This is a genomic window from Aeribacillus sp. FSL K6-1305, from assembly GCF_038050115.1.
GTDB classification, from domain to species: Bacteria; Bacillota; Bacilli; order Bacillales; family Aeribacillaceae; genus Aeribacillus; species Aeribacillus composti.
On sequence record NZ_JBBOQV010000002.1, the window covers coordinates 750,001 to 774,673 of the forward strand.

A 24,673-nucleotide genomic window follows, 5' to 3' on the forward strand; every position below is an offset into this window, starting at 1 on the left:
AAATGTACCGGGGCTAAACGTATCACCGAAGCTGCGGGTTGACACCGTTGGTGTCAGCGGTAGGAGAGCGTTCTAAGGGCATCGAAGCCGGACCGGAAGGACCGGTGGAGCGCTTAGAAGTGAGAATGCCGGTATGAGTAGCGAAAGAGGGGTGAGAATCCCCTCCGCCGAAAGCCTAAGGTTTCCTGAGGAAGGCTCGTCCGCTCAGGGTTAGTCGGGACCTAAGCCGAGGCCGAAAGGCGTAGGTGATGGACAACAGGTTGATATTCCTGTACCACCTCCTCACCGTTTGAGCAATGGGGGGACGCAGGAGGATAGGGCAAGCGCGCGGCTGGATGTGCGCGTCCAAGCAGTTAGGGCTGGCAAGCAGGCAAATCCGCTTGCCGTGTGCTTGAGCTGTGATGGCGAGGGAAAGGAAGTACCGAAGTTCCCGATTCCACACTGCCAAGAAAAGCCTCTAGCGAGGTGAGAGGTGCCCGTACCGCAAACCGACACAGGTAGGCGAGGAGAGAATCCTAAGGTGAGCGAGAGAACTCTCGTTAAGGAACTCGGCAAAATGACCCCGTAACTTCGGGAGAAGGGGTGCTCATCAAGGTGATAAGCCATGATGAGCCGCAGTGAAAAGGCCCAGGCGACTGTTTAGCAAAAACACAGGTCTCTGCGAAACCGTAAGGTGAAGTATAGGGGCTGACGCCTGCCCGGTGCTGGAAGGTTAAGGGGAGCGCTTAAGCTGTAGCTGAAGGTGCGAACCGAAGCCCCAGTAAACGGCGGCCGTAACTATAACGGTCCTAAGGTAGCGAAATTCCTTGTCGGGTAAGTTCCGACCCGCACGAAAGGCGTAACGATCTGGGCACTGTCTCAACGAGAGACTCGGTGAAATTATAGTACCTGTGAAGATGCAGGTTACCCGCGACAGGACGGAAAGACCCCGTGGAGCTTTACTGCAGCCTGATATTGAATGTGGGTACAGCTTGTACAGGATAGGTAGGAGCCAGAGACGCGTGAGCGCCAGCTTGCGCTGAGGCGACGGTGGGATACTACCCTGGCTGTACTGACATTCTAACCCGCGCCCCTGATCGGGGCGGGAGACAGTGTCAGGTGGGCAGTTTGACTGGGGCGGTCGCCTCCTAAAAGGTAACGGAGGCGCCCAAAGGTTCCCTCAGAATGGTTGGAAATCATTCGGAGAGTGCAAAGGCAGAAGGGAGCTTGACTGCGAGACCTACAAGTCGAGCAGGGACGAAAGTCGGGCTTAGTGATCCGGTGGTTCCGCATGGAAGGGCCATCGCTCAACGGATAAAAGCTACCCCGGGGATAACAGGCTGATCTCCCCCAAGAGTCCACATCGACGGGGAGGTTTGGCACCTCGATGTCGGCTCATCGCATCCTGGGGCTGTAGTCGGTCCCAAGGGTTGGGCTGTTCGCCCATTAAAGCGGTACGCGAGCTGGGTTCAGAACGTCGTGAGACAGTTCGGTCCCTATCCGTCGCGGGCGCAGGAAATTTGAGAGGAGCTGTCCTTAGTACGAGAGGACCGGGATGGACGCACCGCTGGTGTACCAGTTGTCCCGCCAGGGGCACCGCTGGGTAGCTATGTGCGGAAGGGATAAGCGCTGAAAGCATCTAAGCGTGAAGCCCCCCTCAAGATGAGATTTCCCATCGCGAAAAGCGAGTAAGATCCCTTGAAGATGACGAGGTAGATAGGTCCGAGGTGGAAGCGTGGCGACACGTGAAGCTGACGGATACTAATCGATCGAGGACTTAACCAAGAAAGAGCATCTATTCGTGAAAGAAACGTTATCTAGTTTTGAAAGAATGACATTCCGATGTCATTTGACAACAGGAAGGAAAACAGAAAAGGCTGCTTGGTGGCAATGGCGAAGAGGTCACACCCGTTCCCATCCCGAACACGGAAGTTAAGCTCTTCAGCGCCGATGGTAGTGAGGGTTTGTCCCTTGTGAGAGTAGGACGCTGCCAGGCTGCCTTTATTTAATTGTTTTTAGGAGGATTAGCTCAGCTGGGAGAGCACTTGCCTTACAAGCAAGGGGTCGGCGGTTCGATCCCGTCATCCTCCACCATCTTGCATGCTCGTGAAGATCAATTGGAGAGCATGTTCTGTCTTCTTTGATTATACTTCAGCGTACTACATTGAGATTCTTCTTAAGCAAGCTTACTTTCATTGGAATAACAATTTAAGCAAAGGCAAAAACTGAGTATTGAAGTTGTTATTATGCCGGTGTAGCTCAATTGGCAGAGCAACTGACTTGTAATCAGTAGGTTGGGGGTTCGATTCCTCTCGCCGGCATCATTTTAGTTGTTTTATTATGAATATGTCTTTCAATCAGTTGTCAGACAAGCAATGCTTCATCAAATTTGTGGCAGGTTGTTTTGCCCTGATGTCATTGATCGTCTTCCCAATAGTTAAGACAGAAGAGACAGCTGAAAAAATATTTTTGATCATGAGCCATTGCTCAGCAGGTAGAGCAACGAGCAAGGCTTCATCGAATAAGCGACGAGTTGTCCCGACGCATCCAACATCCTCGAAAAGACTGGCAGAGGAAGGGACATCTGACAAATGAAAAATGGATTAGGAGAAAAAAATTTTTTATGAGCCATTAGCTCAGTCGGTAGAGCAACGAGCAAGGCTTCATCGAATAGGCGACGAGTTGTCCCGACGCATCCAGCATCCTCGAAAAGACTGGCAGAGGAAGGGACATCTGACAAATGAAAAATGGATTAGAAGAAAAAAATTTTTTATGAGCCATTAGCTCAGTCGGTAGAGCAACGAGCAAGGCTTCATCGAATAAGCGACGAGTTGTCCCGACGCATCCAACATCCTCGAAAAGACTGGCAGAGGAAGGGACATCTGACAAATGAAAAATGGATTAGAAGAAAAAAATTTTTTATGAGCCATTAGCTCAGTCGGTAGAGCAACGAGCAAGGCTTCATCGAATAGGCGACGAGTTGTCCCGACGCATCCAACATCCTCGAAAAGACTGGCAGAGGAAGGGACATCTGACAAATGAAAAATGGATTAGGAGAAAAAATTTTTTATGAGCCATTAGCTCAGTCGGTAGAGCATCTGACTTTTAATCAGAGGGTCGGAGGTTCGAATCCTCCATGGCTCACCATTTTGACGCGGGTGTGGCGGAATTGGCAGACGCACTAGAATCAGGATCTAGCGCCTTTATGGCGTGGGGGTTCAAGTCCCTCCACCCGCATCATATGCGGAAGTAGTTCAGTGGTAGAACACCACCTTGCCAAGGTGGGGGTCGCGGGTTCGAATCCCGTCTTCCGCTTTTCTCTGCCGGGGTGGCGGAATTGGCAGACGCACAGGACTTAAAATCCTGCGGTAGGTGACTACCGTACCGGTTCAAGTCCGGTCCTCGGCACCATATTGGCGCCCGTAGCTCAATTGGATAGAGCGTTTGACTACGGATCAAAAGGTTAGGGGTTCGACTCCTCTCGGGCGCGCCATATCGGGAAGTAGCTCAGCTTGGTAGAGCACATGGTTTGGGACCATGGGGTCGCAGGTTCGAATCCTGTCTTCCCGACCAGGGAATTTAAAGGGGCCTTAGCTCAGCTGGGAGAGCGCCTGCTTTGCACGCAGGAGGTCAGCGGTTCGATCCCGCTAGGCTCCATCCAAATATTTATTTATACAACCAATTCCAATAATCCACTGAACCTTAGGGAGATTCCTAAGGTTTTTTTATTGCCCATGAAAAATGGACATGCCTGGCGCAGGTCGTTAAAAATTGCATATCACAATAAATTGATTGTTGAGGAAGCCAATCGGCGATATCATTGTGCTTGGTTATTTCTCACACTGACAGTTCGGAATGTCGAGGGAGGAGAGCTTCGCCAAACGATTTCCGATATGATGAAGGGGTTTAATCGTTTGACGAAGTACAAGCGATTTGATGCAGCCGTCCTTGGGTATTTTCGAGCTTTAGAAATCACGAAAAATCATGAAGAACATACATATCATCCACATTTTCATGTGTTATTACCAGTAAAGAAAAGTTATTTCACAGGCAAGTTATATATTAGTCAAAAAGATTGGACAAGCCTTTGGAAAAAGGCAATGAAACTTGATTACACGCCGATTGTACATATACAGCGGGGCAAAGGGAAAACCAAGATTGATGCTGAACAGATCGAGAGTGAAGTGCGAGAGGCTATAGAGGAGCAAAAAGCTGTTTTGGAAATTTCAAAGTACCCTGTGAAGGATACAGATCTTGTCCGCGGCAACAAGGTGACTGAAGACAATTTGGATACGGTCTACTATCTGGACGACGCGCTGTCGGCTCGGCGACTAATCGGATATGGTGGCATTTTGAAGGAGATACATAAGGAAATGAATCTCGGTGATGCAGAGGACAGCGATCTGGTTAAGATTGAGGAAGAAAATGATGAGGTGGCAAACGCTGCATTTGAGGTTATGGCTTATTGGCATCCTGGCATAAAGAATTACATAATCAAGTAAGAAAAGCAGGCCTAGAGCCTGCATTTCTTACTAAGGTAGATGTTTTTTTAACTTTTTGTCCCATCCTGTGAAGACCATTATTGCCGTTATTGGTAGCCCTAATGCCATAACAAAAATCAAAGATACATTTTCAGATGGACCTAAGATTAAATAAATCAATAACATTATAGCCGCGAGGCTAATATAACTTTTTAAAAATGCTATCAGTGAGTTTTTATTCATAATCTCGCCCCATTTTAAATTATTTTACAATCGTGTATTATATTTGTACTGAATAGGATGTATGGTAATTTTTATAATCAGTTATTGTTATTTTTAATCTCTTTCCTTTTTTTGCAGCATTTATAACTTCTTTTTTATAAAGAGAATTAGAACTCAGTTGTGTTGCTAATGCAGAAGCCCATCCAGCAACTCCACCCCATTTAGTAGCAATAGCTAAAATAACAATTTTTAGATTACTATTACCTTTTATTGCTTTCATATTATTAGCCAACTCTTTATTGAGCTTTGGATAAAGTATAAGACCCTACTACAACTCTCTTTTCTGCTGCATGAGCAACATTACTTGATTTATTAAATCCCAAAAAACTTGTTGATCCTAACAGAGGTGGGGCAACCAATATAATCTTCACTAAAAAACCAAATTTCTTCTTTTTCACAATCATAGCATTATCTCCTTTACTTTCACACTCTTTTTCAATCAAAAAACATCCTTTCCTGGAATTATATGGGCCAATATACTACTACTATAAACAAATATAAGTCTTTTTGGGATACTTTGGATATGATTTAATTAGAATTAGTCGAAAATTTAGAAGGGTTTGAATTAAAGATAGGAAAAAACGTTTTACTTTTTATAACGTGTGGTTTTTGGGATTGATAATGTACAACATTAGAGAGCATACTTCCTTTGCTACAGCGACGATTATTTTAGCTGCTTTCATTGCTGTTTGTTTGATGCTTGAGGTGGTTTGGAAAAGATATAAAAAAGACTTAGAAGAATACGAGAAAGATTTTAAAAAAGCTATCAGAGAACAAAATGCTATTTTGGAAGTTTCTAAGTATCCAGTCAAAGATACGGATGTCATTAAAGGGAATAAGGTCACGGATGAAAATGTGGAAACCGTTTTGGTGTTAGACAACGCCTTGGCATATAAGCGATTAATCGGTTATGGTGGTTTGCTGAAACAGATCCACAAGGAATTGAATTTGGGAGATGCAGAAGATGGAGATTTAGTCTATATCTCCGAAAATGACGAAGTAGCAAACGGTGCTTTTGATGTGATTGGCAAGTGGCATATCGGTTTAAAAAATTATGTGATAAAGAGAGATTAATAGGGTGTAGAAAATTAGAGATACAGAAGATACGGGAGATGATTTTCGTATCTTTTTTTATTGCTCGGCGGGTCACTAGAGGGAAGAAGGTGACGCATGGCGGTTGTCAATTAAAATGTGCGGTAGCGGACCGAAGGGAGCATAAGGAGCACATTTTTTTGTGTTGCTTAACATAGTGCTTTGAAGCCGTTAGTATGATCCGAAAAGTGTATAGCGATGGGGGCAAACAAAACTATCGATATCGATCGAAACATAAAAAATGGGAGAATTTCTAATAAATCGCTAAATATGGTTGATTAATGGTATATTTGGTAATATTATTTAATTGATCAGATGAAGAGAAAGTGAGAGTTTAAATATGAGTTCAGCTATACAATGGCTCAGCAGCTTCATTATTTTTTAGGAAAAATTTAAGAAAATAGATAAACATCGCGTAATGAACATTGTTTCTAAATTTCGTTTTATGGTTTTATTGATGAGGTGCAGACTATGTCATATGTAAGAATTTTTTTTCTTATTGCAATCAATGCTTTAAGAGCATATCAAAGCAATTTGTATGAAAAATTTGAAAAAATTTTACCTGAACTTAAGTATCTGGCGAAATATTATATATACTTTTATGCAGCGTCAAATATTTTATTATTAGGGATTATTCTTTTACTAGACCCTTCTCAAAATGTACATATTCATCGTATTTTAAATGACTATAAATGGGAAATTTTAATCGCAAAATATTTAATGGAATTATTTATCATTATAACTTTGTTAAGATTTGAAGTTCCAAAAGGATTTAAAAAAGTTTATGGATTAATACCGTCTATTTTTTATGTAATCACTGCTAATTTTAAAAACGTTTATACATGGATACTGATACAGTTTATATATTATGCATTTTTAGATAAACAACTTTTTTTGATCTTATTGATTTTAAGCTGTATCATCATTTATCTTTCTTTGTTTGCTAAAATATCAGAATTTCAATACATATTAAATATTTTAAAAATGGCTCGTCTCATGTTTGTAATATTGTTAAGTTATCAAATCATTCAAGAAGTATCGCAAAAAGCAGGTTTTAGCTTCGCGAGTGCAACCAATAAAATCGAGGTTTTATTATTTTTATGGGTGGCTTTTCTATTAATTCTGTTAATATCTAACTATTTTTTATTAAGATATATTAAAGCTACTACACGAATTTTCCAGGAAAAACAATTAATCCATTATTTCAAACTATTTTTTATACCCTTCATATTTTTGACTTTGATACAGATCACATCCAGCTTGTTTGTTTTCATCAGCAATATCGAAGAATCACTGATAATCATATCCTATTTAATTTCATCTCTTTTTGTAAAAATCAAATTTATTGATTTTTTAACTATGGAAACTTATGGTTATTATTTGTTTTATTTAAAGTCTTTAGACAAAAAAATTCAATCTGAGTTTATGATGAATATTAACTTAAATAATTTCTTCTTATTATTGCCCGTTTTACTATTTCACCTCTGTTATCTCATTTTAAATCAGCAATATATTTATGCTTTCCTGCTGATGCTTGTATACATATTAGACATTAAGGCAGATGAACTAATCATTTTAATCACGAGAAAAATATTGAAGAAAAGTGAATTGCCTAATTTGTTTATACACACAAAAAAAGGTTTATCCAACGTATTATTAATAGCGTTTGTTCCCAGTGCCATTATTAGCATTCTTGTAAACAGTAGCAGCATAAAGAGCTCCAGCTTAGCTACAACGATGTTGCTGCTCGTTTCCGTCATACTATTTTGTGTGTCAATATTGGCGCATTATTGGAGGAAGAGCTTTTTTGACGAATTACATAAGTGAGGTAAAAAATAAATGTTAGAAATTAAAAATTTAACGTATAGCATAGGGGAGAAAAAAATTTTAGATCATATATCTTTTTCAATACCTGAAAATGAAGTGACAGCCATTGTCGGGCCAAATGGCGTGGGCAAAACTACAACCGTGCAAATATTGTCGAATATAATCAAAACGGAAAATGCTTCTGTTAAGAGCTTAAATCGTAATAAGAAAATCGTTTACTTGGATATTGAATATTTAGTTTTTGATGAATTGACAGCACAAGAGTTTCTCGAGTTACATTCACGAATTCATAATAAAAATAAAGAAGAGCTTGAAGAACTATTAAACGAATTTGAAGTATTGAATATTAAAGAATTTTTACCGAACAAGTTAAAGGGTCTTTCTTTAGGGCAAAAGCAAAAATTGATTATATTAATGGGATTTATGTCCAATGCAGATATTTTAATATTTGATGAGCCATTTAACGGTTTAGATTATAAATCTGAAATGAATTTTAAAGAGCTGCTCAGAAAAAATAAGTTTAACTTCACAATTATCATCACTACCCATAATTTTCATGATATCGAAAGGTACACTAAGCAGTGCATTGTGATGGAAGATAGCAAAACGATTAAGCAGATTACAAACGTAAATACTCAAAGTTATAAAAAAAATATATTTCAGTATTTAGGTTTAGAACAGGAGCAGTATAAATGAATCGTCAGTTCGTCATAAAAAGGGAAGAGTTCATGAAAATTCCTCTGCTTATATTTGGTTTTTTATTGGCAGGATTCTTCTTTGGCGCATTATTAGAAGTCGATTTAAAAAGGGAAGCTCTCGATCTAAATTTTATTGATATTTTTTTCAATAACGCCTCAATCGGCATTATGTTAGTTCTGCTAACAAGTTTCATATCTTATCCGATTATTTTATATAATTCATTTTTTTTTTAGGGTTAAACATATATTTTGGCATAGAGCTCTTTGGCGTATATAAAACTTTCATGACTTTAATTTTCCATACGCCGATAGAAATAGTAGGATGGATCATATGTATCATCGCTTCGAAAAGAATGAAAGATTTTTATAAAACTGTGTTAAAAAAAGAAATAAACAAAGAAAATATAAAGGCTGTTTGTATGTTATTGCTGACAATGATAGCTGTTTACTTTGTTGCAGCCATAGTGGAATATTATGCTTTTGAATTTCTGGGGGGACATAAATGGTTAAATTAAAAGCAAATGAAAAAATATTATTAATACTGTTTACGCTTTGGTATTTATTATCCATACAATTTATCAGTCAATACATGATCATGAATCAAGGCAGTGTAATCTATGAAATGAACATTTTTAAAACGAAAGAAATCATGTTTGTATTCCTAAATTTTGTCATAATGATCTTTTCGATTGTTTTTCTTTTCTTTCAAGCTTTTATCTATCGATTTATCATACTATTATTTAAACCGCAGAAATATCCATCCATATTTTCAAGCTTTTTTTATTTAATGATTGGATATTTGCCATTTTCCATTACGATCATTATCACAAACTTTATTCATCAAGAGTATGTTTACAATATTTCAACGAATATATACGCAAAAATTTTCATAACGATTATTGTAAACGTAATATATATATTCATCATTGTTAAAAAAAATATCACCGATTCCAAAAAGGCGCTATTATTGTGTATGTTTTTAATCGTAATAAATGCTCTAGTTTTATTCATTAATTTCAATTCACTATAAAAAACGATCGCATGATCATTGACTGTTTTCCAGAGGAACTTTGCAAAATATATGAGAGGATATGAAAATGGTTAATGAAATAAAAATGTATTTTTCTCGTCACAAACCAATTTATGTTATACTTGCTGCAATCATGATAGGATGCGGACTGCAATATTTCATACTTAGCAATGAGAATATGAAGTCTGTACAGGATGCTTTATCGGAAGAATCGGAGTCATTGATTTTCCAAAGCTTCTCTGTCGATATCATTGCCCTCATTGCCTTGCTATATTATATTTTTTGCTCTGCTGCTTCAATCATGAAAGATGGAGTTTTTGAAAAAAATAAAAGCACCCGTAAAATGATTTTACATAAATATACGCTTCTTATTTGTTCGTATTTATTTGCAACGGAATCATTGTATTATCGACTAGCATAATCGTTATCATACTTTATGGATTTCATCATGATATTTTTTATCATGCATTGTTATTACTTATTGCGAAGTCCTATACCGCAATTTTTTATGTAACATGATCTATGTTTTTGGCTGTTCTATTCAAAAAGTATATTTTTATTTTTTCCATGCTTTTTGTTGTGGAGATTGCAAAAATTGCGTTTTTTGCATTTCTGCGTAAATTGGCTGTTTTTGATTACGTTATATTCAATCATTTAGATATTTCTTCTTATTTCCATTTGCCGTCTTCGGAAATTGATAAGGGATATAACATATTATTTTCCATTGCCATATATTTAGCGTATATATTCCTTCTGCAAGCTTTGAGTGTTTATATATTCAACAAGAAAAGAGAGCGTGTAACCGATTAATTAACATTTATCGTTGTTATGGATGGCATTATCACCATTGTAAAGATTTTGAAAAGGCCGTTTAGCTCGCTAGGCTAGCTGTTAAAAATACTTTGGTTTCATATCAAAAGAAAAGAAAAGTCAGACCTGTTTTCTTTTGTCCATTATATGATTAACTGAATATACCAATGGAAAATTTCCGTTTCATAAAAATATGAAAGCACGGCTCCAATACTTATGAAAGGTCCGAATGGTATCGCTGATTTACGGCTTAATTGTTTCGTGATGATGCCAAATAGACCGAATAATGCACCAATTAAGGTAGACAGGAAAAAAGCTAATAAAACTCCTTTAAGACCTAAAGCATATCCTAAAACAGCAAATAGTTTAATATCTCCGCCTCCCATTCCGCCATTGCTTACAATGGCAATGATATAAAGAAGGACAAAACCGACAGTCATTCCAATTATCGAATCATACCAAGGATGAAGCGGAATCCAGGTCCGCAGGAGAACAAATAGAACGAAGAAAAATATTAAAATTCGATTCGGAATCAATTTGTACGATAAATCACTCACCGTAATAATGATAAGAAGTGAAACAAAGGGTAGTGCTACTAAAAGCTCCTCGTTAAATCCAATTTTGTAAAAACTAAAAACAAATAGTAAACCTGTAAACAGCTCCATCACTGGGTAAATAGCCGAAATCGGTACACGGCAGCTTCGGCATTTTCCTTTCTGAAGCACATATGAAAAGATGGGTATTAATTCATACCAGGATAAGAAATGGCCACAATGCGGGCAGTGCGACCTCGGCTGAACGATTGAGTGTTTTTTCGGGATGCGAAGACCGACAACATTAAAAAAAGACCCGAAAATGATTCCGATAGCAAAGAAAAAAAGGTAAACGAAAACCATTGCCAAACTCCTCGTACATTAGTATTTAGGGCTGTTTTTACCATTTTGCGATTCCTTATTTGTTTCTGATGAATGACTTTTATCTGCTGAATCAAAATAAAAGGTAGTTAATTGAATTTCCATCGTAATGGTTTGATTCGTTTCGTCCTCTAAAAGCTCCTTTTCCCCCGGTTTCGTGAACGAAAGGACGTCCACTCGGGTGATTCGCTCCAATTTTTCTATTTCTTGTAGGAATTGTAAAAAATGCTTGAAATCTGGTGAAACAACCGACAGATTAAAGGTAATTAGTTTCACGTTTTTATATTTTTCTTTCTCTGTCGATTCGTTCGAAGCTGATTGGTTTTCGCTTTGATTAGACGGAGCATCCGCACTTTCATTTTCAGATTGATTAGTTGCAGACTCCATTTCGGTTGATTCATTTTGCTCCTTATTTTCGTTCGTATTGTTCGTATCTGTTTTATTGTTTTCCGATAATAATTCCGATTCAGACAGCGTTTGCTCATCCTTAAAGGAAATGTTCTGGATTTGGCTGCCGCTGACGTATTCCGCTTCCTGTAAATCAAGCAGCAGCTGGTCCATATTGCGGCTTAACGGCATTTTTTTCTCTAATTGAGCAGTATTTTCTTCCTTATCCGTTTTACTTTTATTCAATTGTGCTTCCAATTGCTTCATTTCCACTTCAAGCTGATTGGCATCTAACTGTGCAAGCGCAACATCGTCTTTCAAAGGCTTTACCGTATACATATACACAACGCCAATAAGCAAAAACAGTAAAACGATTAAACAATAAAAAAAGATTTTCCTTTCTTGGAGGAAATCACTCATCTTCTTCACCCCCGTTTTCGTCCTCTAACGCCGAAGAATGAGTCTCAAGAATAATATTCACATCATATCTCGGAATCTCCTTGAACATTTCTCCATCCACTTGTTCCTCTGAAGCTTCTTCAAATGTGAAGGCTTTAATTTCTTTGATCCTTACATTTGTAAAAAGAGGGGAAGAGACGAGCTTTGCAACATAAGATGCGGCAACATCCAATGATTCGAATTGGGTTTGGATCGACAATTGTTTATTTTCATATTCATAATGGCTTAAATAGCTATGATTTGGCAGCAATTCCAGCAATTCTTCAATGAAATGTGAGGTAGGTGCGGTCAATTCCTCTGCTTTAGCGACCGCTTCTTCTAAGCTGCCTGATTGACCATTTTTTTGATTTTCTACTTGAGTTTCTAAAATTTCCTTATCCATTTTTAAATTTTCAATTCTCGTATCGGCCAGTTCTTTCTCATTTTTCGTATGAATATATTGATAAACAATGATCGATAAACAGATTAGCCAAATAACAAGAAAAGAGATAAAAATAATCAAAACCGTCGAACTTTGTCTTTCGGATTTCGGCAATAAATTTATTTCAGGGATCACTTAACTTCCCCCTTTCAAGGCAAGCCCTAAAGCAGGTATAAAATGACGAGGAACTTTATCCATTTTTTCAGGAGAAAGGTAAGCATCTAAAATCGTAACGGGAATTTGAAATTGACTTTCTATTTTTTTTCTAATCAAATCTAAGTTTGGAAAATCTCCTAACAGCATAATTTTCGATACAGCTTTCTGACCTTTATGAATGGAGTAGCGGTAAAAATTCATCATCCGCTCCAATTCCATTATTTGATCATCAATTAAACCTAAAAATTGCGCTTCGTCACCATTATACGTCCAGGTGAGCAGATGAATAGGCCGGAATTACTCGCTGCGAATGGCGCTCAATAATCTCTACATTTGTTTGCAGTAGCAAAGAATACAGCATAGAAACGACGAAATTTCCATCATCCTCCCTAAAATAACTCACCTCATTTGCCACTTGCTGCAAAAACGAAAATGAATTTCCAGGTGTTATCTTTTTTCCATTTAATTCTTCTACTAACTCATCTAAAAAGATATAGTCTTTCGGAATATTCCAGCTTGCTTCAGCAATTACATCATTTTGTTCGTTTGCTTCTGTTAAAACCGCTTGAATGTTATGTTCTCCTAAATAAGAGGCCGTTGTTTCAACGTTGTTTATCGTTTTGACTTTATCAATATGGTTCGGCCATTCTGAAAGTTCTTCATCTGTTATATTCACTTTTACAACCAACGGCAGATCAACTGATTTTTTTTTAATAAAGAAGGCATACCACGGTGTTTTTGTTTTTTCGAGCAATTGATCCATCGTTTGATTCAGGTCATACTGAATATCTTCAGATGGAATGGTTAATATTTCCGTGGGTGATTCAATCGTCATATCACTTTGATTTTTCCACTCATTGATCTTATCTGATAAAATGTCTTTAGCTTCATCAACAGTCATTCCACCGACATCAATTCCTCCGACTGTAGAACCATCAGGAATTGTAAAGGCAGCGTTTGCGATATGGGGAGTTCCGAAACTAATGGTCGCAGCTGATATAGCGATTATGAAAGAAAAAAACAAAGCCATTAACCTTTTCATCCTGCTCATAAAGAACCTGCCTTTCTATGTATCATTTGTCTGATCAAGCTTAGAAGACTGAAACCGGCAAATAAATATATATTACTAAGGTTGACTTTTCATTTCAATGCCAATATTCGGGATCTTTTAGAAGCGCGGTTGATTGCGCAAGGCTCCAGTTCCTTAGAGCTCGTTTCTTCATCGTATGAGTAAAAGAAGAAATACAATTGATTTGTCTAATTCAGCCTGTAAAAATATAAAATTTTACAAAATAGGTAAAAAATACGGTTTTATTTAGTTAAAAAGACCTATTTTGGAGTAAAATGAAAGCAACGAAGATGAAATATTTTGTATAATAATAGCAAAATTACAGCAATTCATCCACAATAAAATGTAAAAATTTGGATAAATAGTAAAAATATTGTTTTCTTTTAGTCTAAAAGGCTTTATTTTGAAGTAAAATAAAAGTAATAAATAATGTATTTTTGTATAATCATAGCAAATTTTGGAGAGAAAAATTTTTACGGATTTAGTAAAAATGTTCCATATACTTACATTCTATTATTATGATTCGTTTAAGACAATGGTTTTTTAGTCAAAAAGTCCAATTTCAGAGGATATAGTTCCAATTCACTACAGCCATTGCGACTATTACTTAATATTTAAAAAATGGGTGAATATTCTATGAAAATGAAGATTGTGAAGAGAATGGACGGGTTTACACTTGTGGAGATACTAATTTCTCTCGTCATTCTTTCCATCATTATTTTGGCATTTCTTAATCTTTTTGTTTTTACAAATAAAACAACTGTAGTAAACAATGATCAATTAGTGGCAATTCATCTGGCGAAATCAACAATGGAAAGAATTAAGATGAATCCTTTTTCTTATATTGATGAACCAGATAATGATCGCTTTAATCAGCCGCAAGTTTATACTTCTGACAGCTGCTCGAACCGTCCAGATCCCGATGAATGTGAACTTTTGTTTTCTCCACTTATAAATAATAAAACGTATGCAGTTCAAGTAACGGTCAGTCAAACTGCTAATGAAAAAGCGATTCGATTAATGAATGTACTTGTTGAAGTGAATTTACAAAATTCAAAAACACCCATTACTTCAAAGGTTGAAGGGTATGTGAGCTATGAGTAAAAAAATCATATCCTCTAGTAAAGGAATTACGTTAGTAGAAGTTCTTTCAGTGGTTTTATTGGGTTCTGTTATCGGACTGATCGCTTACTCTGTTCTTTTTAGCGGATTAAAAACATATGACCGTGCTATGGAAGAAGCAGCATTGCGCGATGAAGCAGATTATATACTCGCCCATTTAATTGATGAGCTGTTTGTGTTAAAGGTTAGTGAGATTAAGGAGCAGAAATTGCCGGATCCAAGCGGGAATTACTTTTTGATCAAAAATGACGGCAGCAAAATTGGTTTTGATCATGAACATTCACGTGTAGTGATTAATAACAAAGAATTGTCGTTAACAAACGGAAATATCGTGCTTTCTCGCGAATCAAAATTGATAGAAACTGAACGAGAAGATGTGTTTGAAATTTTGTTAGTTTTACAATCTGCTAAAACACAGCAAACAATGAAACTGAAAAGTATTGTGAACATTATTGATGATCGAAAAGGAGTGCAAAATAATAATGAAAATCATAATGAATGAAAAAGGATACTCCTTGATCTTAACCATGTTGATCTTTTTGCTATTTACAGTCTTGTCTGTTTCCGTTTTGACAGTGGCTTTATCTGGGGTGAAAAGAAATCAAACAAGCGAGGATTATGTTCAAGCTCGTGAATTAGCCAATAAAGGAATTGAGCATATTACGAGTCAGATTCAAAGTGATTTGAAAAATGAACTCGGAGAAGAAGGAATTACCCGCAGCGAGTTTATAACGAAATTAAATACGATTTTAAATCGCTATAAAGACGAGGTAAATAGTGTTCACAATACTGGCGCAATTGGTGAATATCGAGTATATATACGAAATATAGAAAATGTAATAGAAAATGGTGAAGAAAACCCGCTAAAGAAGAAGATAACCTTTTTAAGCAGAGGATTTGTTGATGGCAAGGAAAAAACGGTTATTTCAGAAGTTGAAATTGGTGCACAATCTGTTTTGGAGACGTTACATTATGCGCTCGGTGCCAACAAATTATGTAAAACTCCAAATACCTGTATACCTGGTGAAGGAAATTTGTTTTTGCACGGCGGGGTTTCAATCACAGGGGATATGAAGGTAGACGGGAATTTAATCATAACGAACCGCGGATATGCATTATTAAATCGTGAGGAGAAATGGATTGCGTCCGTTTACCCGAGCATTTTGCCGGCACAAGGAAAAGCAAACGCAAACTTACTGCTTGGCGGAAATATTTTTACCTTTAATCATATTCCTCCATATGAACAACATATTACAACTTCTAATTTTGGAAGTTCTTATACAAAGCTAACAGATCGTATTGATGATGCTTTTTACAATCGGCAAGCCCCGGTTATTGTAAAAAGGCAGCCGATCCGTGATGACATTCAAATTCCTGCACAAAAATCGGTTTTTTATTATAAACATAATTCTCCCGGTGTAACGATCATAAAAGCTAATAATAGACTAATCTCAAACCAAAATCGGCCTAATGACAAAGTTTATGCGAGTCATGATGAATGTTTTTTATGGTGTAATGAAAAATACGATGGAAATTACACATTTACTGGGAATAATCTTTTTAAAAGCTTTGCCACTGCAGGTCATTAACAATTCGCAATTCAGATAATCAATTCAAACAGACCACCTTTAAGGAGGGAGCCTATATAGAGAAAAATTTAACAATTGGCAACGAGTGGTCTGATTCGTACAACCCAAATAATTATGACAAAATTCGGGTGGACGGCCCCATATTTGTGAACGGTGATCTGACGATTAGAGGTGCTGATGCGGAATTTAATTCTATTATGTATGTAATGGGGGATGTGACGATTGAATATTCGCGCATCAATGGATTAGGCCAAAACGGTTCGTTAATTATTTTTGCAAATGGAAATATAAACATTAGAAATAATAGCGTTAACCAGGATGAACCTAGTAATATTAAAGGGTTTTTCTATTCAGAACAAGCATTAGAAATGTTTGGAGTTGGTTCAAATATTCGTATAGAAGGAGGAATATCAGCGAGGCGCATTGTTTTAAATGCGATAAGGGGACGGGCCAGCAATCAAAATTTTAGTGGGGCGCAAAAAATTACGAATAACGATTATTTTGAAGGTGCACAAAACCAAATAGGCAAGCTTTCTAGGCTGCAAATTATTTATGATCCGGAAATTATCAATACGTATGCAGATATAAAGTCTAGAGAGCCCGTTATTAAAAACTTAGATCCGCCTAAAATTATTAATCGTGACATAGAATAAATACCTTTCATCTTATTTTTTTGCCGATATGACCGCCGCCTCTCGTGTATAGTGAAGGCGGTGGAGGAATCGGCTTCTTTTTTAGCTTTTTGTGATGTTTTTCCGTTGCAATACTTTCCGTTATGATCATAAAATGAAAAATTAAGAAATGACAGTCTAAAAGCCAATTTTTCGAGAAAATTGTCGAAAGCCGAAATGGATATTTTTGCTGTTACAAAAACATCTTTAATTGATTTGAATGATGCAAACCGTTTTAATTAATCTGAGAAAAGCGATGGAGGCGAGATTTGCTTATCCTTGTAAAAAAGTATGGACGAAACAATTATTCGCTGCAATGCGGTTTGAGAAGCTCAAGCCTCTTTTATCCTCTTGTAAATGGAAATATACAACAAACAGACAAAACAGCTTAAAACAGAACGAACAAAAACGACAAATTTACGAACAACTAAGAGCTCGCTTCTTCTGAAGATCCTCCGCATCTATTGCAATCAAGCTCGCTTTCTTTAAAACCTTCAATCGGAGTATAATTAATTGATCGCTACTTCAGAAGCATAAACTGTTCCATTCTTGAAGCATATGAGCAGTGAAAGCTTCGTTTGATTTTAAAGCCAGCTCTAAAAGTGCTTTTTTGTTTCATATCATTCTTAGTCTCATACTCAAGAACAATTGAATATTGAGCACTGTTCATCGCATATAATGGGAAAGTATAATACTGTATCATTTCAAAATTCATATATGGCCAAAACAGAAAAAGTCATTTGGATGGTAAGGAGGAATGATAATGCCTGAGGAATGGCAAATTATGTTGATTCGCATTGTTTTAGCAGTCATTTTAAGTGGATTTATTGGCCTTGAACGAGAATTTAAACGGCATCCAGCAGGCTTTCGCACGCATTTGTTAGTTGGTGTCGGCTCCTGCATGATGATGCTGCTGTCTCTTTATGGCTTTGAAGAATATATGGATCGTTATGAAAATATTCGTTTTGACCCAGCAAGAATTCCTTCTTATGTCATTAGCGGCATTGGTTTTTTAGGTGCTGGAACGATATTAGTGAGAGGGGTTACGGTAAGAGGATTAACGACGGCAGCCTCGATTTGGGTTGTTGCAGGACTTGGCCTTGTTGTTGGGGCAGGAATGTATCCGTTGGCGATTTTTTCTACCTTGATTGTATTGTTGAGTTTGATCTTTCTCAATAAGGTGGAGGCTTTTTTTGCTGAGAAGTCAAGCAAAAAATGGATACAAGTTAATCTTCCAGAAGATGATTTGGTGGAATTTACTCGGAAACTTGAACAATTAAATATTTCTGTTTATAAAATTCATTTTACATTGTCAAAGCCAAAAGAAACTAAACATGCGAAGCGTTCATATTTACTTGAAATTGGCCTTCCAAAAGATGAAATGCCTGAAATCATAAACGAATTATTGAAATTTCAAGAAGTTAAAAAAGTTTTTTAAAGAGCGGGTTTTTTCCATATTGTAAATGGCAATATTATTAGTGAGCTTTTTTGTTGAAATGACACAAAAAAAAATTTATATTATAATTAAGGTCAAATATAGTCAAAGTCAAGTGACTAGTTGTTATCGTTTAGGAAATAAGCATTACGTAAACATCTTGCCTCCTATCCCTCAAGGATATTGCACATTTCTTGAGCGTTTTGCAATTCCAATCAAAAAGTTGAAGGAGGTGTTTTTCGAGGTGCGGAATATATCTGATATTATCGAGCAATATTTAAAGCATGTATTAGATTCTAGCGGAAAAGAAATTGTTGAAATTAAAAGAAGTGAAATTGCGGATAAATTTCAATGTGTTCCATCGCAAATCAATTACGTGATCAACACTCGTTTTACAATTGAACGGGGTTACATTGTCGAAAGCAAAAGGGGTGGAGGCGGTTATATCCGAATTATGAAGATTCGAATCAATGACCGTATCCAGCTGATCAATCAAATTTTAAATGCCATTGGAAAAAGGCTGTCACAGTCGGCGGCAGAAGATATTATTTTAAGACTGGCTGATGAAGAGGTTATATCAGAAAGAGAAGCGAAAATTATGTTGAGCGTAATTGATCGGTCTGTTTTATATATTGATTTGCCTGATCGAGACGAATTGAGGGCAAGGATGATGAAGGCGATGCTCACCTCGTTAAAATACAAGTGAGGATGTGATGGACGATGATTTGTCAAGAATGTCATGAAAGGCCCGCTACTTTCCACTTTACAAAAATTATCAACGGCGAAAAGACTGAAGTGCATATATGTGAAAAATGTGCACAGGAAAAAAGTGATGTATTCATATTCAATATGAATCCAGGCTTTTCTATAAACAACTTATTGTCCGGATTATTAAATATGGACAGCGCCATTAGCAGCCAAGGGCAAAATGTTTTCAAGAAAAATCAGGTCATTCAATGTGAGAAATGTAATATGACGTTTGATCAATTTACGAAAATTGGTAAATTCGGGTGCTCCCATTGTTACAAAACGTTTTATCACCAAATTACCCCGATTTTAAAACGTGTTCATGGCGGGAATACAACTCACGGCGGTAAAGTACCGAAACGGACCGGTGGAAGTATTCATTTGAAAAAGCGCCTGAAAATGCTTAAACAGGAACTGCAAGAATTAATTGCGAAAGAGGAATTCGAAAGAGCAGCTCAAGTTCGGGATGAAATTCGGTCCATTGAAGCGAAGATAAATGGACGGAACGAAAGGGGAGTATGACATGTCCTTTCAAAAATTTATTCGTTCAGCCATGAGCCCTTGGATGAATCAAGAAGGACCTGATTCCGATATTGTGCTGAGCAGCCGAGTCAGATTGGCGCGAAATATAGAAAATATCAGCTTCCCTACCATTATGTCGAATGAAGAAGCCTTGGCTGTTTTAAATACATTTGAAGAATCATTTTCACAAAGAGTGTTTGACGGTTTAGGGACATTCGTGCTGCTGAAAATGAATGAACTTCAGCCTATTCAAAAACGCGTACTTGTAGAGAAGCATTTGATTAGTCCTTATTTAATGGAAGAATCAGCACTTGGAGGGTGCCTTTTATCTGAAAACGAAGAAGTGAGCATCATGATAAACGAGGAGGATCATATTAGAATTCAATGTTTGTTCCCGGGCCTTCAGCTAAAAGAAGCGTTGAAAATGGCAATGAATCTTGACGATTGGATTGAGGAAAAAGTAGATTATGCATTTGATGAACATAGGGGCTACTTAACTAGCTGTCCAACAAATGTCGGTACCGGCTTGCGGGCTTCCGTGATGATGCACCTTCCAGGACTTGTCTTAACACAGCAGATTAACCAAATTATACCTGCTATCAATCAATTAGGATTGGTCGTGAGAGGTCGGTACGGAGAAGGAAGCGAAGCGATAGGTAATATATTCCAAATTTCGAACCAAATTACGCTCGGCAAATCAGAAGACGATATTGTCGATGATTTAATAGGTGTTGTCGGGCAATTAATTGCTCAAGAACGGGCTGCAAGAGATGCTTTATATAAAACGAATCCGCATCATCTAGAAGACCGTGTATATCGTTCTTACGGCACTCTCAAATACAGCAGAATTATTCCATCGAAAGAAGCAATTCAATGTTTATCAGATGTGCGCTTAGGAATTGACCTGGGAATTATTCAAAATGTTCCACGCAGTGTTTTAAATGAGCTTATGATTTTAATTCAGCCCGGATTTCTGCAACAATATTCAGGAGGAGTTCTACGGCCGAATGAACGGGATATTCGCAGGGCAACATTAATTCGTGAAAGGCTTCAATTAGAAAGGAAGCAAAGGGAGGATGATGAACAATGATGTTTGGGAGATTTACGGAACGGGCGCAAAAAGTGCTTGCTTTAGCGCAGGAAGAAGCTGTACGCCTCGGACATAACAATATCGGCACAGAGCACATATTGCTTGGGCTCGTGCGCGAAGGAGAAGGAATTGCCGCTAAAGCGCTTCACGCTCTAGGATTAAGTCCAGAAAAAATCCAAAATGAAGTGGAAAGCCTGATAGGACGGGGACAAGAAATTTCGCAAACGATCCATTACACACCGAGAGCAAAGAAAGTCATTGAACTGTCAATGGATGAAGCAAGAAAATTAGGACATTCTTATGTCGGAACAGAACATATTCTATTGGGATTAATTCGAGAAGGCGAGGGAGTTGCTGCGCGTGTTTTAAACAATCTCGGAGTAAGCTTGAACAAAGCGCGTCAGCAAGTTTTACAGTTGTTAGGCAGCAATGAAGTATCCTCAAGCCACCAAGGAAGTTCGATGACAAACGCAAATACTCCGACGCTTGATAGTCTTGCGCGGGACTTAACGGCTGTTGCACGGGAGGGCGGACTTGATCCAGTCATCGGCCGAAGCAAAGAAATTCAGCGTGTCATCGAGGTTTTGAGCCGAAGAACAAAAAATAATCCTGTTTTAATAGGTGAACCTGGTGTTGGGAAAACTGCCATAGCAGAGGGACTTGCTCAGCAAATTGTGAATAATGAGGTTCCTGAAATTTTGAGAGATAAGCGCGTTATGACCCTTGATATGGGAACAGTTGTAGCTGGCACAAAATATAGAGGGGAATTTGAGGACCGCCTTAAAAAGGTAATGGATGAAATTCGCCAAGCAGGAAACATCATTTTATTTATTGACGAGCTTCATACACTGATCGGCGCAGGCGGGGCGGAAGGTGCAATTGATGCTTCCAACATTTTAAAACCTGCTTTGGCTCGGGGAGAATTGCAATGTATTGGGGCAACAACTTTGGATGAATACCGTAAATATATTGAAAAGGATGCTGCACTTGAACGGCGCTTCCAGCCAATCCAAGTCGACGAACCGTCCATTGAAGAGAGCATTCAAATTTTAAGAGGCTTAAGAGACCGATATGAAGCACACCACCGGGTATCCATTTCCGATGAGGCGATTGAAGCTGCTGTTAAACTTTCAGATCGGTATATTTCCGATCGGTTCCTGCCTGATAAAGCGATTGACTTGATTGATGAAGCAGGCTCCAAAGTCCGTCTTCGTTCATTTGCAACACCTCCGAATTTAAAGGAATTGGAGCAAAAATTAGAAGAAGTGCGAAAAGAAAAAGAAGCTGCAGTCCAAAGCCAAGAATTTGAAAAAGCAGCTTCATTAAGAGATACAGAACAGCGGCTCAGAGAGGAATTAGAGGAAACGAAAAAATCATGGAAGGAAAAACAAGGTCAAGAAAATTCTGAAGTGACCGTAGAGGATATTGCAATGGTTGTTTCAAGCTGGACGGGAATTCCGGTTGTTAAACTTGCACAAACAGAATCAGAGCGGCTTTTGAATCTCGAAGAAATTTTACACTCGCGCGTTATTGGTCAAGAAGAAGCTGTCACTGCAGTCGCAAAAGCTGTCAGACGGGCACGTGCAGGCTTAAAAGATCCGAAGCGTCCGATCGGTTCATTTATCTTCTTAGGACCGACAGGTGTAGGGAAAACGGAATTAGCCCGTGCATTAGCTGAAGCAATGTTTGGTGACGAAGATGCTATGATTCGAATCGATATGTCAGAATATATGGAGAAGCATTCTACGTCAAGGCTCGTTGGTTCGCCTCCTGGATATGTAGGCTATGAAGAGGGAGGACAATTGACGGAAAAAGTGCGCCGCAAGCCATACTCAGTCGTATTATTGGATGAAATTGAAAAAGCTCATCCAGATGTGTTTAACATTTTGCTGCAGGTGCTTGAAGACGGAAGACTCACAGACTCAAAAGGGCGCACCGTTGATTTTCGAAATACGATTTTAATTATGACTTCAAATGTAGGGGCAAGCGAATTAAAACGGAATAAATATGTCGGCTTTAATGTTCAAGACGAAAATGAAAATTATAAAGATATGAAAAACAAAGTGATGGATGAACTGAAAAAAGCATTTCGTCCTGAATTTTTGAACCGGATTGACGAAATTATTGTGTTCCACTCTTTAGAGAAAAAACATTTGAAAGAAATTGTTTCGCTGATGGCGGATCAGCTGACAAAACGATTAAAAGAACAGGATATAGAACTCGAATTAACGGATCGTGCAAAAGAAAAGCTGGCTGAAGAGGGCTTTGACTTAGAATATGGAGCGCGTCCGTTGCGGAGAGCGATTCAAAAATATGTCGAAGATCGCTTATCAGAGGAATTATTGAAAGGCACGATCTCGCAAGGTCAAAAAGTTGTATTGGACGTGCAAAATAATGAATTTGTCGTAAAAACTGCAGAAAAGGTTCAATAATCCAATGGGCATACTGCTTCACGTATGCCCCTCTCTTTCATTATATTGTCGTTTATCGATTGAACAAAGTGGGGAATAACCGAATGTCAAAGATCAAATCAAAATTTATTTGTCAATCGTGCGGATATGAATCGCCGAAATGGATGGGAAAATGTCCAGGGTGCGGCGAATGGAATTCAATGGTTGAAGAAGTTATCAAGCCAAAGGGAAAACACCGCATTGCTTTTAGTCATTCCGAATCATCCACTGTCAGCAAACCTTCTCCAATTCATCAAATCCAAGCTGCGCAAGAACCTAGAATGCTTACAGGACTTCATGAGTTTAACCGCGTATTGGGAGGCGGAATTGTAAAAGGGTCTCTCGTTTTAATTGGAGGGGATCCTGGAATTGGAAAATCCACTCTCTTATTGCAAGTCTCCTCACAGCTGGCAGAGAGAGGGAACGATGTTTTATACATTTCGGGAGAAGAATCTTTAAAACAGACAAAACTTCGCTCCGACCGACTCGGGGTAAAAGGCGAAAGACTTTTCGTGCTTTCTGAAACGGACTTAGAAATCATCATTCAATCCATAATGGAAACTGAACCGGCTTTTGTCATCATTGATTCCATTCAAACGATTTATAACAGTGAAATTGCTTCTGCTCCTGGAAGCGTATCTCAGGTTCGAGAATGTACGGCTGAATTAATGAGATTGGCAAAGACAAAAGGAATTCCGATTTTTATTGTCGGTCATGTAACAAAAGACGGCACAATTGCAGGGCCGCGCATTTTAGAACATATGGTTGATACTGTATTGTATTTTGAAGGTGATCGACACCATACGTACCGAATTTTACGGGCAGTTAAAAACAGGTTCGGATCCACTAACGAAATAGGAATTTTTGAAATGAAGGAAGCAGGTCTTAAAGAAGTGCTCAACCCGTCAGAAGTGTTTTTAGAAGAGCGTGCAAAAGGGGCATCTGGTTCAACAGTAGTCGCTTCCATGGAAGGGACAAGACCTGTTCTAGTCGAAATACAAGCTTTAATCACCCCGACAAGCTTTGGAAACCCAAGAAGGATGGCAAATGGGATTGATCATAATCGTGTTTCTTTGTTGATGGCGGTATTGGAAAAACGTGTTGGTTTATTGCTCCAAAACCAAGATGCCTACTTAAAAGTTGCCGGCGGGGTGAAATTAGACGAGCCTTCAATTGACTTGGCAATTTGCATCAGTATAGCTTCAAGCTTTAAAGATGTTCCGACGAACATTTATGATGTTTTTGTAGGTGAGGTTGGTTTAACAGGAGAAATTAGAAGGGTTTCACGAATTGAACAGCGTGTACAAGAAGCTGCCAAACTGGGATTTAAGCGGATTTTTTTACCGAAAGCCAATCTGGGCGGTTGGAAATGGCCGGAAGATATAGAAATTGTCGGTGTGCAAAACATTTCAGAAGCGCTCGAACTTGCAATAGGGGGATAA

At 38.1% G+C, this 24,673-nt stretch carries 23 protein-coding genes, 9 tRNA genes, 2 rRNA genes and 1 pseudogene (1 of these 35 cut by a window edge); 28 read left to right on the forward strand and 7 right to left on the reverse strand.

Annotation, left to right across the window (positions count from 1 at the left end):
• From NST97_RS13375 to NST97_RS13430, 12 genes are all read left to right on the forward strand, one after another.
• Window positions 1–1,764 (forward strand): 23S ribosomal RNA (locus NST97_RS13375) (it extends 1,170 nt beyond the left edge of the window).
• Between the two features lie 95 nt (window positions 1,765–1,859).
• Window positions 1,860–1,975 (forward strand): 5S ribosomal RNA (rrf, locus tag NST97_RS13380).
• Window positions 1,976–1,997: 22 nt separating this feature from the next.
• Window positions 1,998–2,073: transfer RNA gene (locus tag NST97_RS13385), tRNA-Val, on the forward strand.
• Between the two features lie 154 nt (window positions 2,074–2,227).
• Window positions 2,228–2,300: transfer RNA gene (locus NST97_RS13390), tRNA-Thr, on the forward strand.
• 750 nt (window positions 2,301–3,050) lie between these two features.
• Window positions 3,051–3,126, forward strand: a tRNA-Lys gene (locus tag NST97_RS13395).
• A gap of 7 nt (window positions 3,127–3,133) precedes the next feature.
• Window positions 3,134–3,216, forward strand: a tRNA-Leu gene (locus tag NST97_RS13400).
• 6 nt (window positions 3,217–3,222) lie between these two features.
• Window positions 3,223–3,294: transfer RNA gene (locus tag NST97_RS13405), tRNA-Gly, on the forward strand.
• 7 nt (window positions 3,295–3,301) lie between these two features.
• A tRNA-Leu gene (locus NST97_RS13410) sits at window positions 3,302–3,390 on the forward strand.
• Window positions 3,391–3,395: 5 nt separating this feature from the next.
• Window positions 3,396–3,472, forward strand: a tRNA-Arg gene (locus NST97_RS13415).
• 3 nt (window positions 3,473–3,475) lie between these two features.
• Window positions 3,476–3,552, forward strand: a tRNA-Pro gene (locus NST97_RS13420).
• Between the two features lie 11 nt (window positions 3,553–3,563).
• A tRNA-Ala gene (locus tag NST97_RS13425) sits at window positions 3,564–3,636 on the forward strand.
• 77 nt (window positions 3,637–3,713) lie between these two features.
• Complete coding sequence (locus NST97_RS13430; RefSeq protein WP_339210757.1) at window positions 3,714–4,481, forward strand: protein rep; 768 nt, start codon at window positions 3,714–3,716, stop codon at window positions 4,479–4,481.
• 259 nt (window positions 4,482–4,740) lie between these two features.
• Here NST97_RS13430 and NST97_RS13435 read toward each other — a convergent pair whose 3' ends face one another.
• Window positions 4,741–4,962 carry a hypothetical protein gene (locus NST97_RS13435; RefSeq protein WP_063387107.1) on the reverse strand — a complete coding sequence of 74 codons (222 nt, stop codon included), beginning with the start codon at window positions 4,960–4,962 and terminating at the stop codon, window positions 4,741–4,743.
• A 16-nt stretch (window positions 4,963–4,978) separates the two neighbouring features.
• Window positions 4,979–5,185 (reverse strand): hypothetical protein, encoded by a 207-nt coding sequence (locus NST97_RS13440; protein ID WP_153028081.1) that lies wholly within the window; start codon window positions 5,183–5,185, stop codon window positions 4,979–4,981.
• A 280-nt stretch (window positions 5,186–5,465) separates the two neighbouring features.
• Between NST97_RS13440 and NST97_RS13445 the strand changes: the two are divergent.
• From NST97_RS13445 to NST97_RS13470, 6 genes and pseudogenes are all read left to right on the forward strand, one after another.
• A pseudogene (locus tag NST97_RS13445) lies at window positions 5,466–5,816 on the forward strand (protein rep); the annotation flags it as partial.
• A gap of 489 nt (window positions 5,817–6,305) precedes the next feature.
• Window positions 6,306–7,661, forward strand: a complete 1,356-nt coding sequence (locus NST97_RS13450; RefSeq protein WP_339198242.1) for a hypothetical protein — start codon at window positions 6,306–6,308, stop codon at window positions 7,659–7,661.
• 12 nt (window positions 7,662–7,673) lie between these two features.
• Window positions 7,674–8,357: an ABC transporter ATP-binding protein gene (locus NST97_RS13455; protein WP_339198244.1), complete on the forward strand. Its 684-nt coding sequence runs from the start codon at window positions 7,674–7,676 to the stop codon at window positions 8,355–8,357.
• Window positions 8,354–8,593 (forward strand): hypothetical protein, encoded by a 240-nt coding sequence (locus tag NST97_RS13460; protein WP_339198247.1) that lies wholly within the window; start codon window positions 8,354–8,356, stop codon window positions 8,591–8,593. The genes NST97_RS13455 and NST97_RS13460 overlap by 4 nt, the downstream gene beginning before the upstream one ends.
• A gap of 268 nt (window positions 8,594–8,861) precedes the next feature.
• Window positions 8,862–9,389 carry a hypothetical protein gene (locus tag NST97_RS13465; protein ID WP_341343343.1) on the forward strand — a complete coding sequence of 176 codons (528 nt, stop codon included), beginning with the start codon at window positions 8,862–8,864 and terminating at the stop codon, window positions 9,387–9,389.
• A 67-nt stretch (window positions 9,390–9,456) separates the two neighbouring features.
• A complete protein-coding gene (locus NST97_RS13470; RefSeq protein ID WP_339198252.1) occupies window positions 9,457–9,810 on the forward strand; it encodes a hypothetical protein in 354 nt (117 codons plus the stop codon).
• Window positions 9,811–10,342: 532 nt separating this feature from the next.
• Here NST97_RS13470 and NST97_RS13475 read toward each other — a convergent pair.
• From NST97_RS13475 to NST97_RS13495, 5 genes are read right to left on the reverse strand one after another with little or no spacing between them, the layout of a single operon-like run.
• On the reverse strand, window positions 10,343–11,095 hold the full coding sequence (locus tag NST97_RS13475) for a prepilin peptidase (protein WP_341343344.1): 753 nt from the start codon (window positions 11,093–11,095) through the stop codon (window positions 10,343–10,345).
• 18 nt (window positions 11,096–11,113) lie between these two features.
• Window positions 11,114–11,920: a hypothetical protein gene (locus NST97_RS13480; protein WP_311066724.1), complete on the reverse strand. Its 807-nt coding sequence runs from the start codon at window positions 11,918–11,920 to the stop codon at window positions 11,114–11,116.
• A complete protein-coding gene (locus NST97_RS13485; protein WP_341343345.1) occupies window positions 11,913–12,515 on the reverse strand; it encodes a PilN domain-containing protein in 603 nt (200 codons plus the stop codon). The genes NST97_RS13480 and NST97_RS13485 overlap by 8 nt, the downstream gene beginning before the upstream one ends.
• On the reverse strand, window positions 12,516–12,755 hold the full coding sequence (locus NST97_RS13490; protein ID WP_341343346.1) for a hypothetical protein: 240 nt from the start codon (window positions 12,753–12,755) through the stop codon (window positions 12,516–12,518).
• A gap of 43 nt (window positions 12,756–12,798) precedes the next feature.
• On the reverse strand, window positions 12,799–13,566 hold the full coding sequence (locus tag NST97_RS13495; protein WP_341343347.1) for a hypothetical protein: 768 nt from the start codon (window positions 13,564–13,566) through the stop codon (window positions 12,799–12,801).
• Window positions 13,567–14,241: 675 nt separating this feature from the next.
• Between NST97_RS13495 and NST97_RS13500 the strand changes: the two genes are divergently transcribed.
• From NST97_RS13500 to radA, 10 genes are all read left to right on the forward strand, one after another.
• On the forward strand, window positions 14,242–14,709 hold the full coding sequence (locus NST97_RS13500; RefSeq protein WP_339198270.1) for a type IV pilus modification PilV family protein: 468 nt from the start codon (window positions 14,242–14,244) through the stop codon (window positions 14,707–14,709).
• Complete coding sequence (locus NST97_RS13505) at window positions 14,702–15,229, forward strand: hypothetical protein (RefSeq protein ID WP_341343348.1); 528 nt, start codon at window positions 14,702–14,704, stop codon at window positions 15,227–15,229. Before NST97_RS13500 ends, NST97_RS13505 begins: the two co-directional genes overlap by 8 nt.
• Entirely contained in the window at window positions 15,210–16,316 is a 1,107-nt protein-coding gene (locus tag NST97_RS13510; RefSeq protein WP_339198276.1) for a hypothetical protein, read from the forward strand. Before NST97_RS13505 ends, NST97_RS13510 begins: the two co-directional genes overlap by 20 nt.
• 146 nt (window positions 16,317–16,462) lie before the next feature.
• The gene (locus tag NST97_RS13515) at window positions 16,463–16,969 is read left to right on the forward strand and encodes a hypothetical protein (RefSeq protein ID WP_339210765.1); all 507 of its coding nucleotides are present in this window, start codon (window positions 16,463–16,465) and stop codon (window positions 16,967–16,969) included.
• A 781-nt stretch (window positions 16,970–17,750) separates the two neighbouring features.
• Complete coding sequence (locus tag NST97_RS13520) at window positions 17,751–18,425, forward strand: MgtC/SapB family protein (RefSeq protein ID WP_242513753.1); 675 nt, start codon at window positions 17,751–17,753, stop codon at window positions 18,423–18,425.
• A 241-nt stretch (window positions 18,426–18,666) separates the two neighbouring features.
• Entirely contained in the window at window positions 18,667–19,128 is a 462-nt protein-coding gene (locus tag NST97_RS13525) for a CtsR family transcriptional regulator (RefSeq protein WP_341343349.1), read from the forward strand.
• Between the two features lie 14 nt (window positions 19,129–19,142).
• Complete coding sequence (locus tag NST97_RS13530; RefSeq protein ID WP_063387128.1) at window positions 19,143–19,691, forward strand: UvrB/UvrC motif-containing protein; 549 nt, start codon at window positions 19,143–19,145, stop codon at window positions 19,689–19,691.
• 1 nt (window position 19,692) lies between these two features.
• On the forward strand, window positions 19,693–20,781 hold the full coding sequence (locus tag NST97_RS13535) for a protein arginine kinase (RefSeq protein ID WP_063387129.1): 1,089 nt from the start codon (window positions 19,693–19,695) through the stop codon (window positions 20,779–20,781).
• Window positions 20,778–23,213 carry an ATP-dependent protease ATP-binding subunit ClpC gene (gene clpC, locus NST97_RS13540; RefSeq protein ID WP_063387130.1) on the forward strand — a complete coding sequence of 812 codons (2,436 nt, stop codon included), beginning with the start codon at window positions 20,778–20,780 and terminating at the stop codon, window positions 23,211–23,213. The genes NST97_RS13535 and clpC overlap by 4 nt, the downstream gene beginning before the upstream one ends.
• An 83-nt stretch (window positions 23,214–23,296) precedes the next feature.
• Window positions 23,297–24,673, forward strand: coding sequence for a DNA repair protein RadA (radA, locus tag NST97_RS13545; RefSeq protein WP_130156460.1), 1,377 nt, complete (start codon window positions 23,297–23,299; stop codon window positions 24,671–24,673).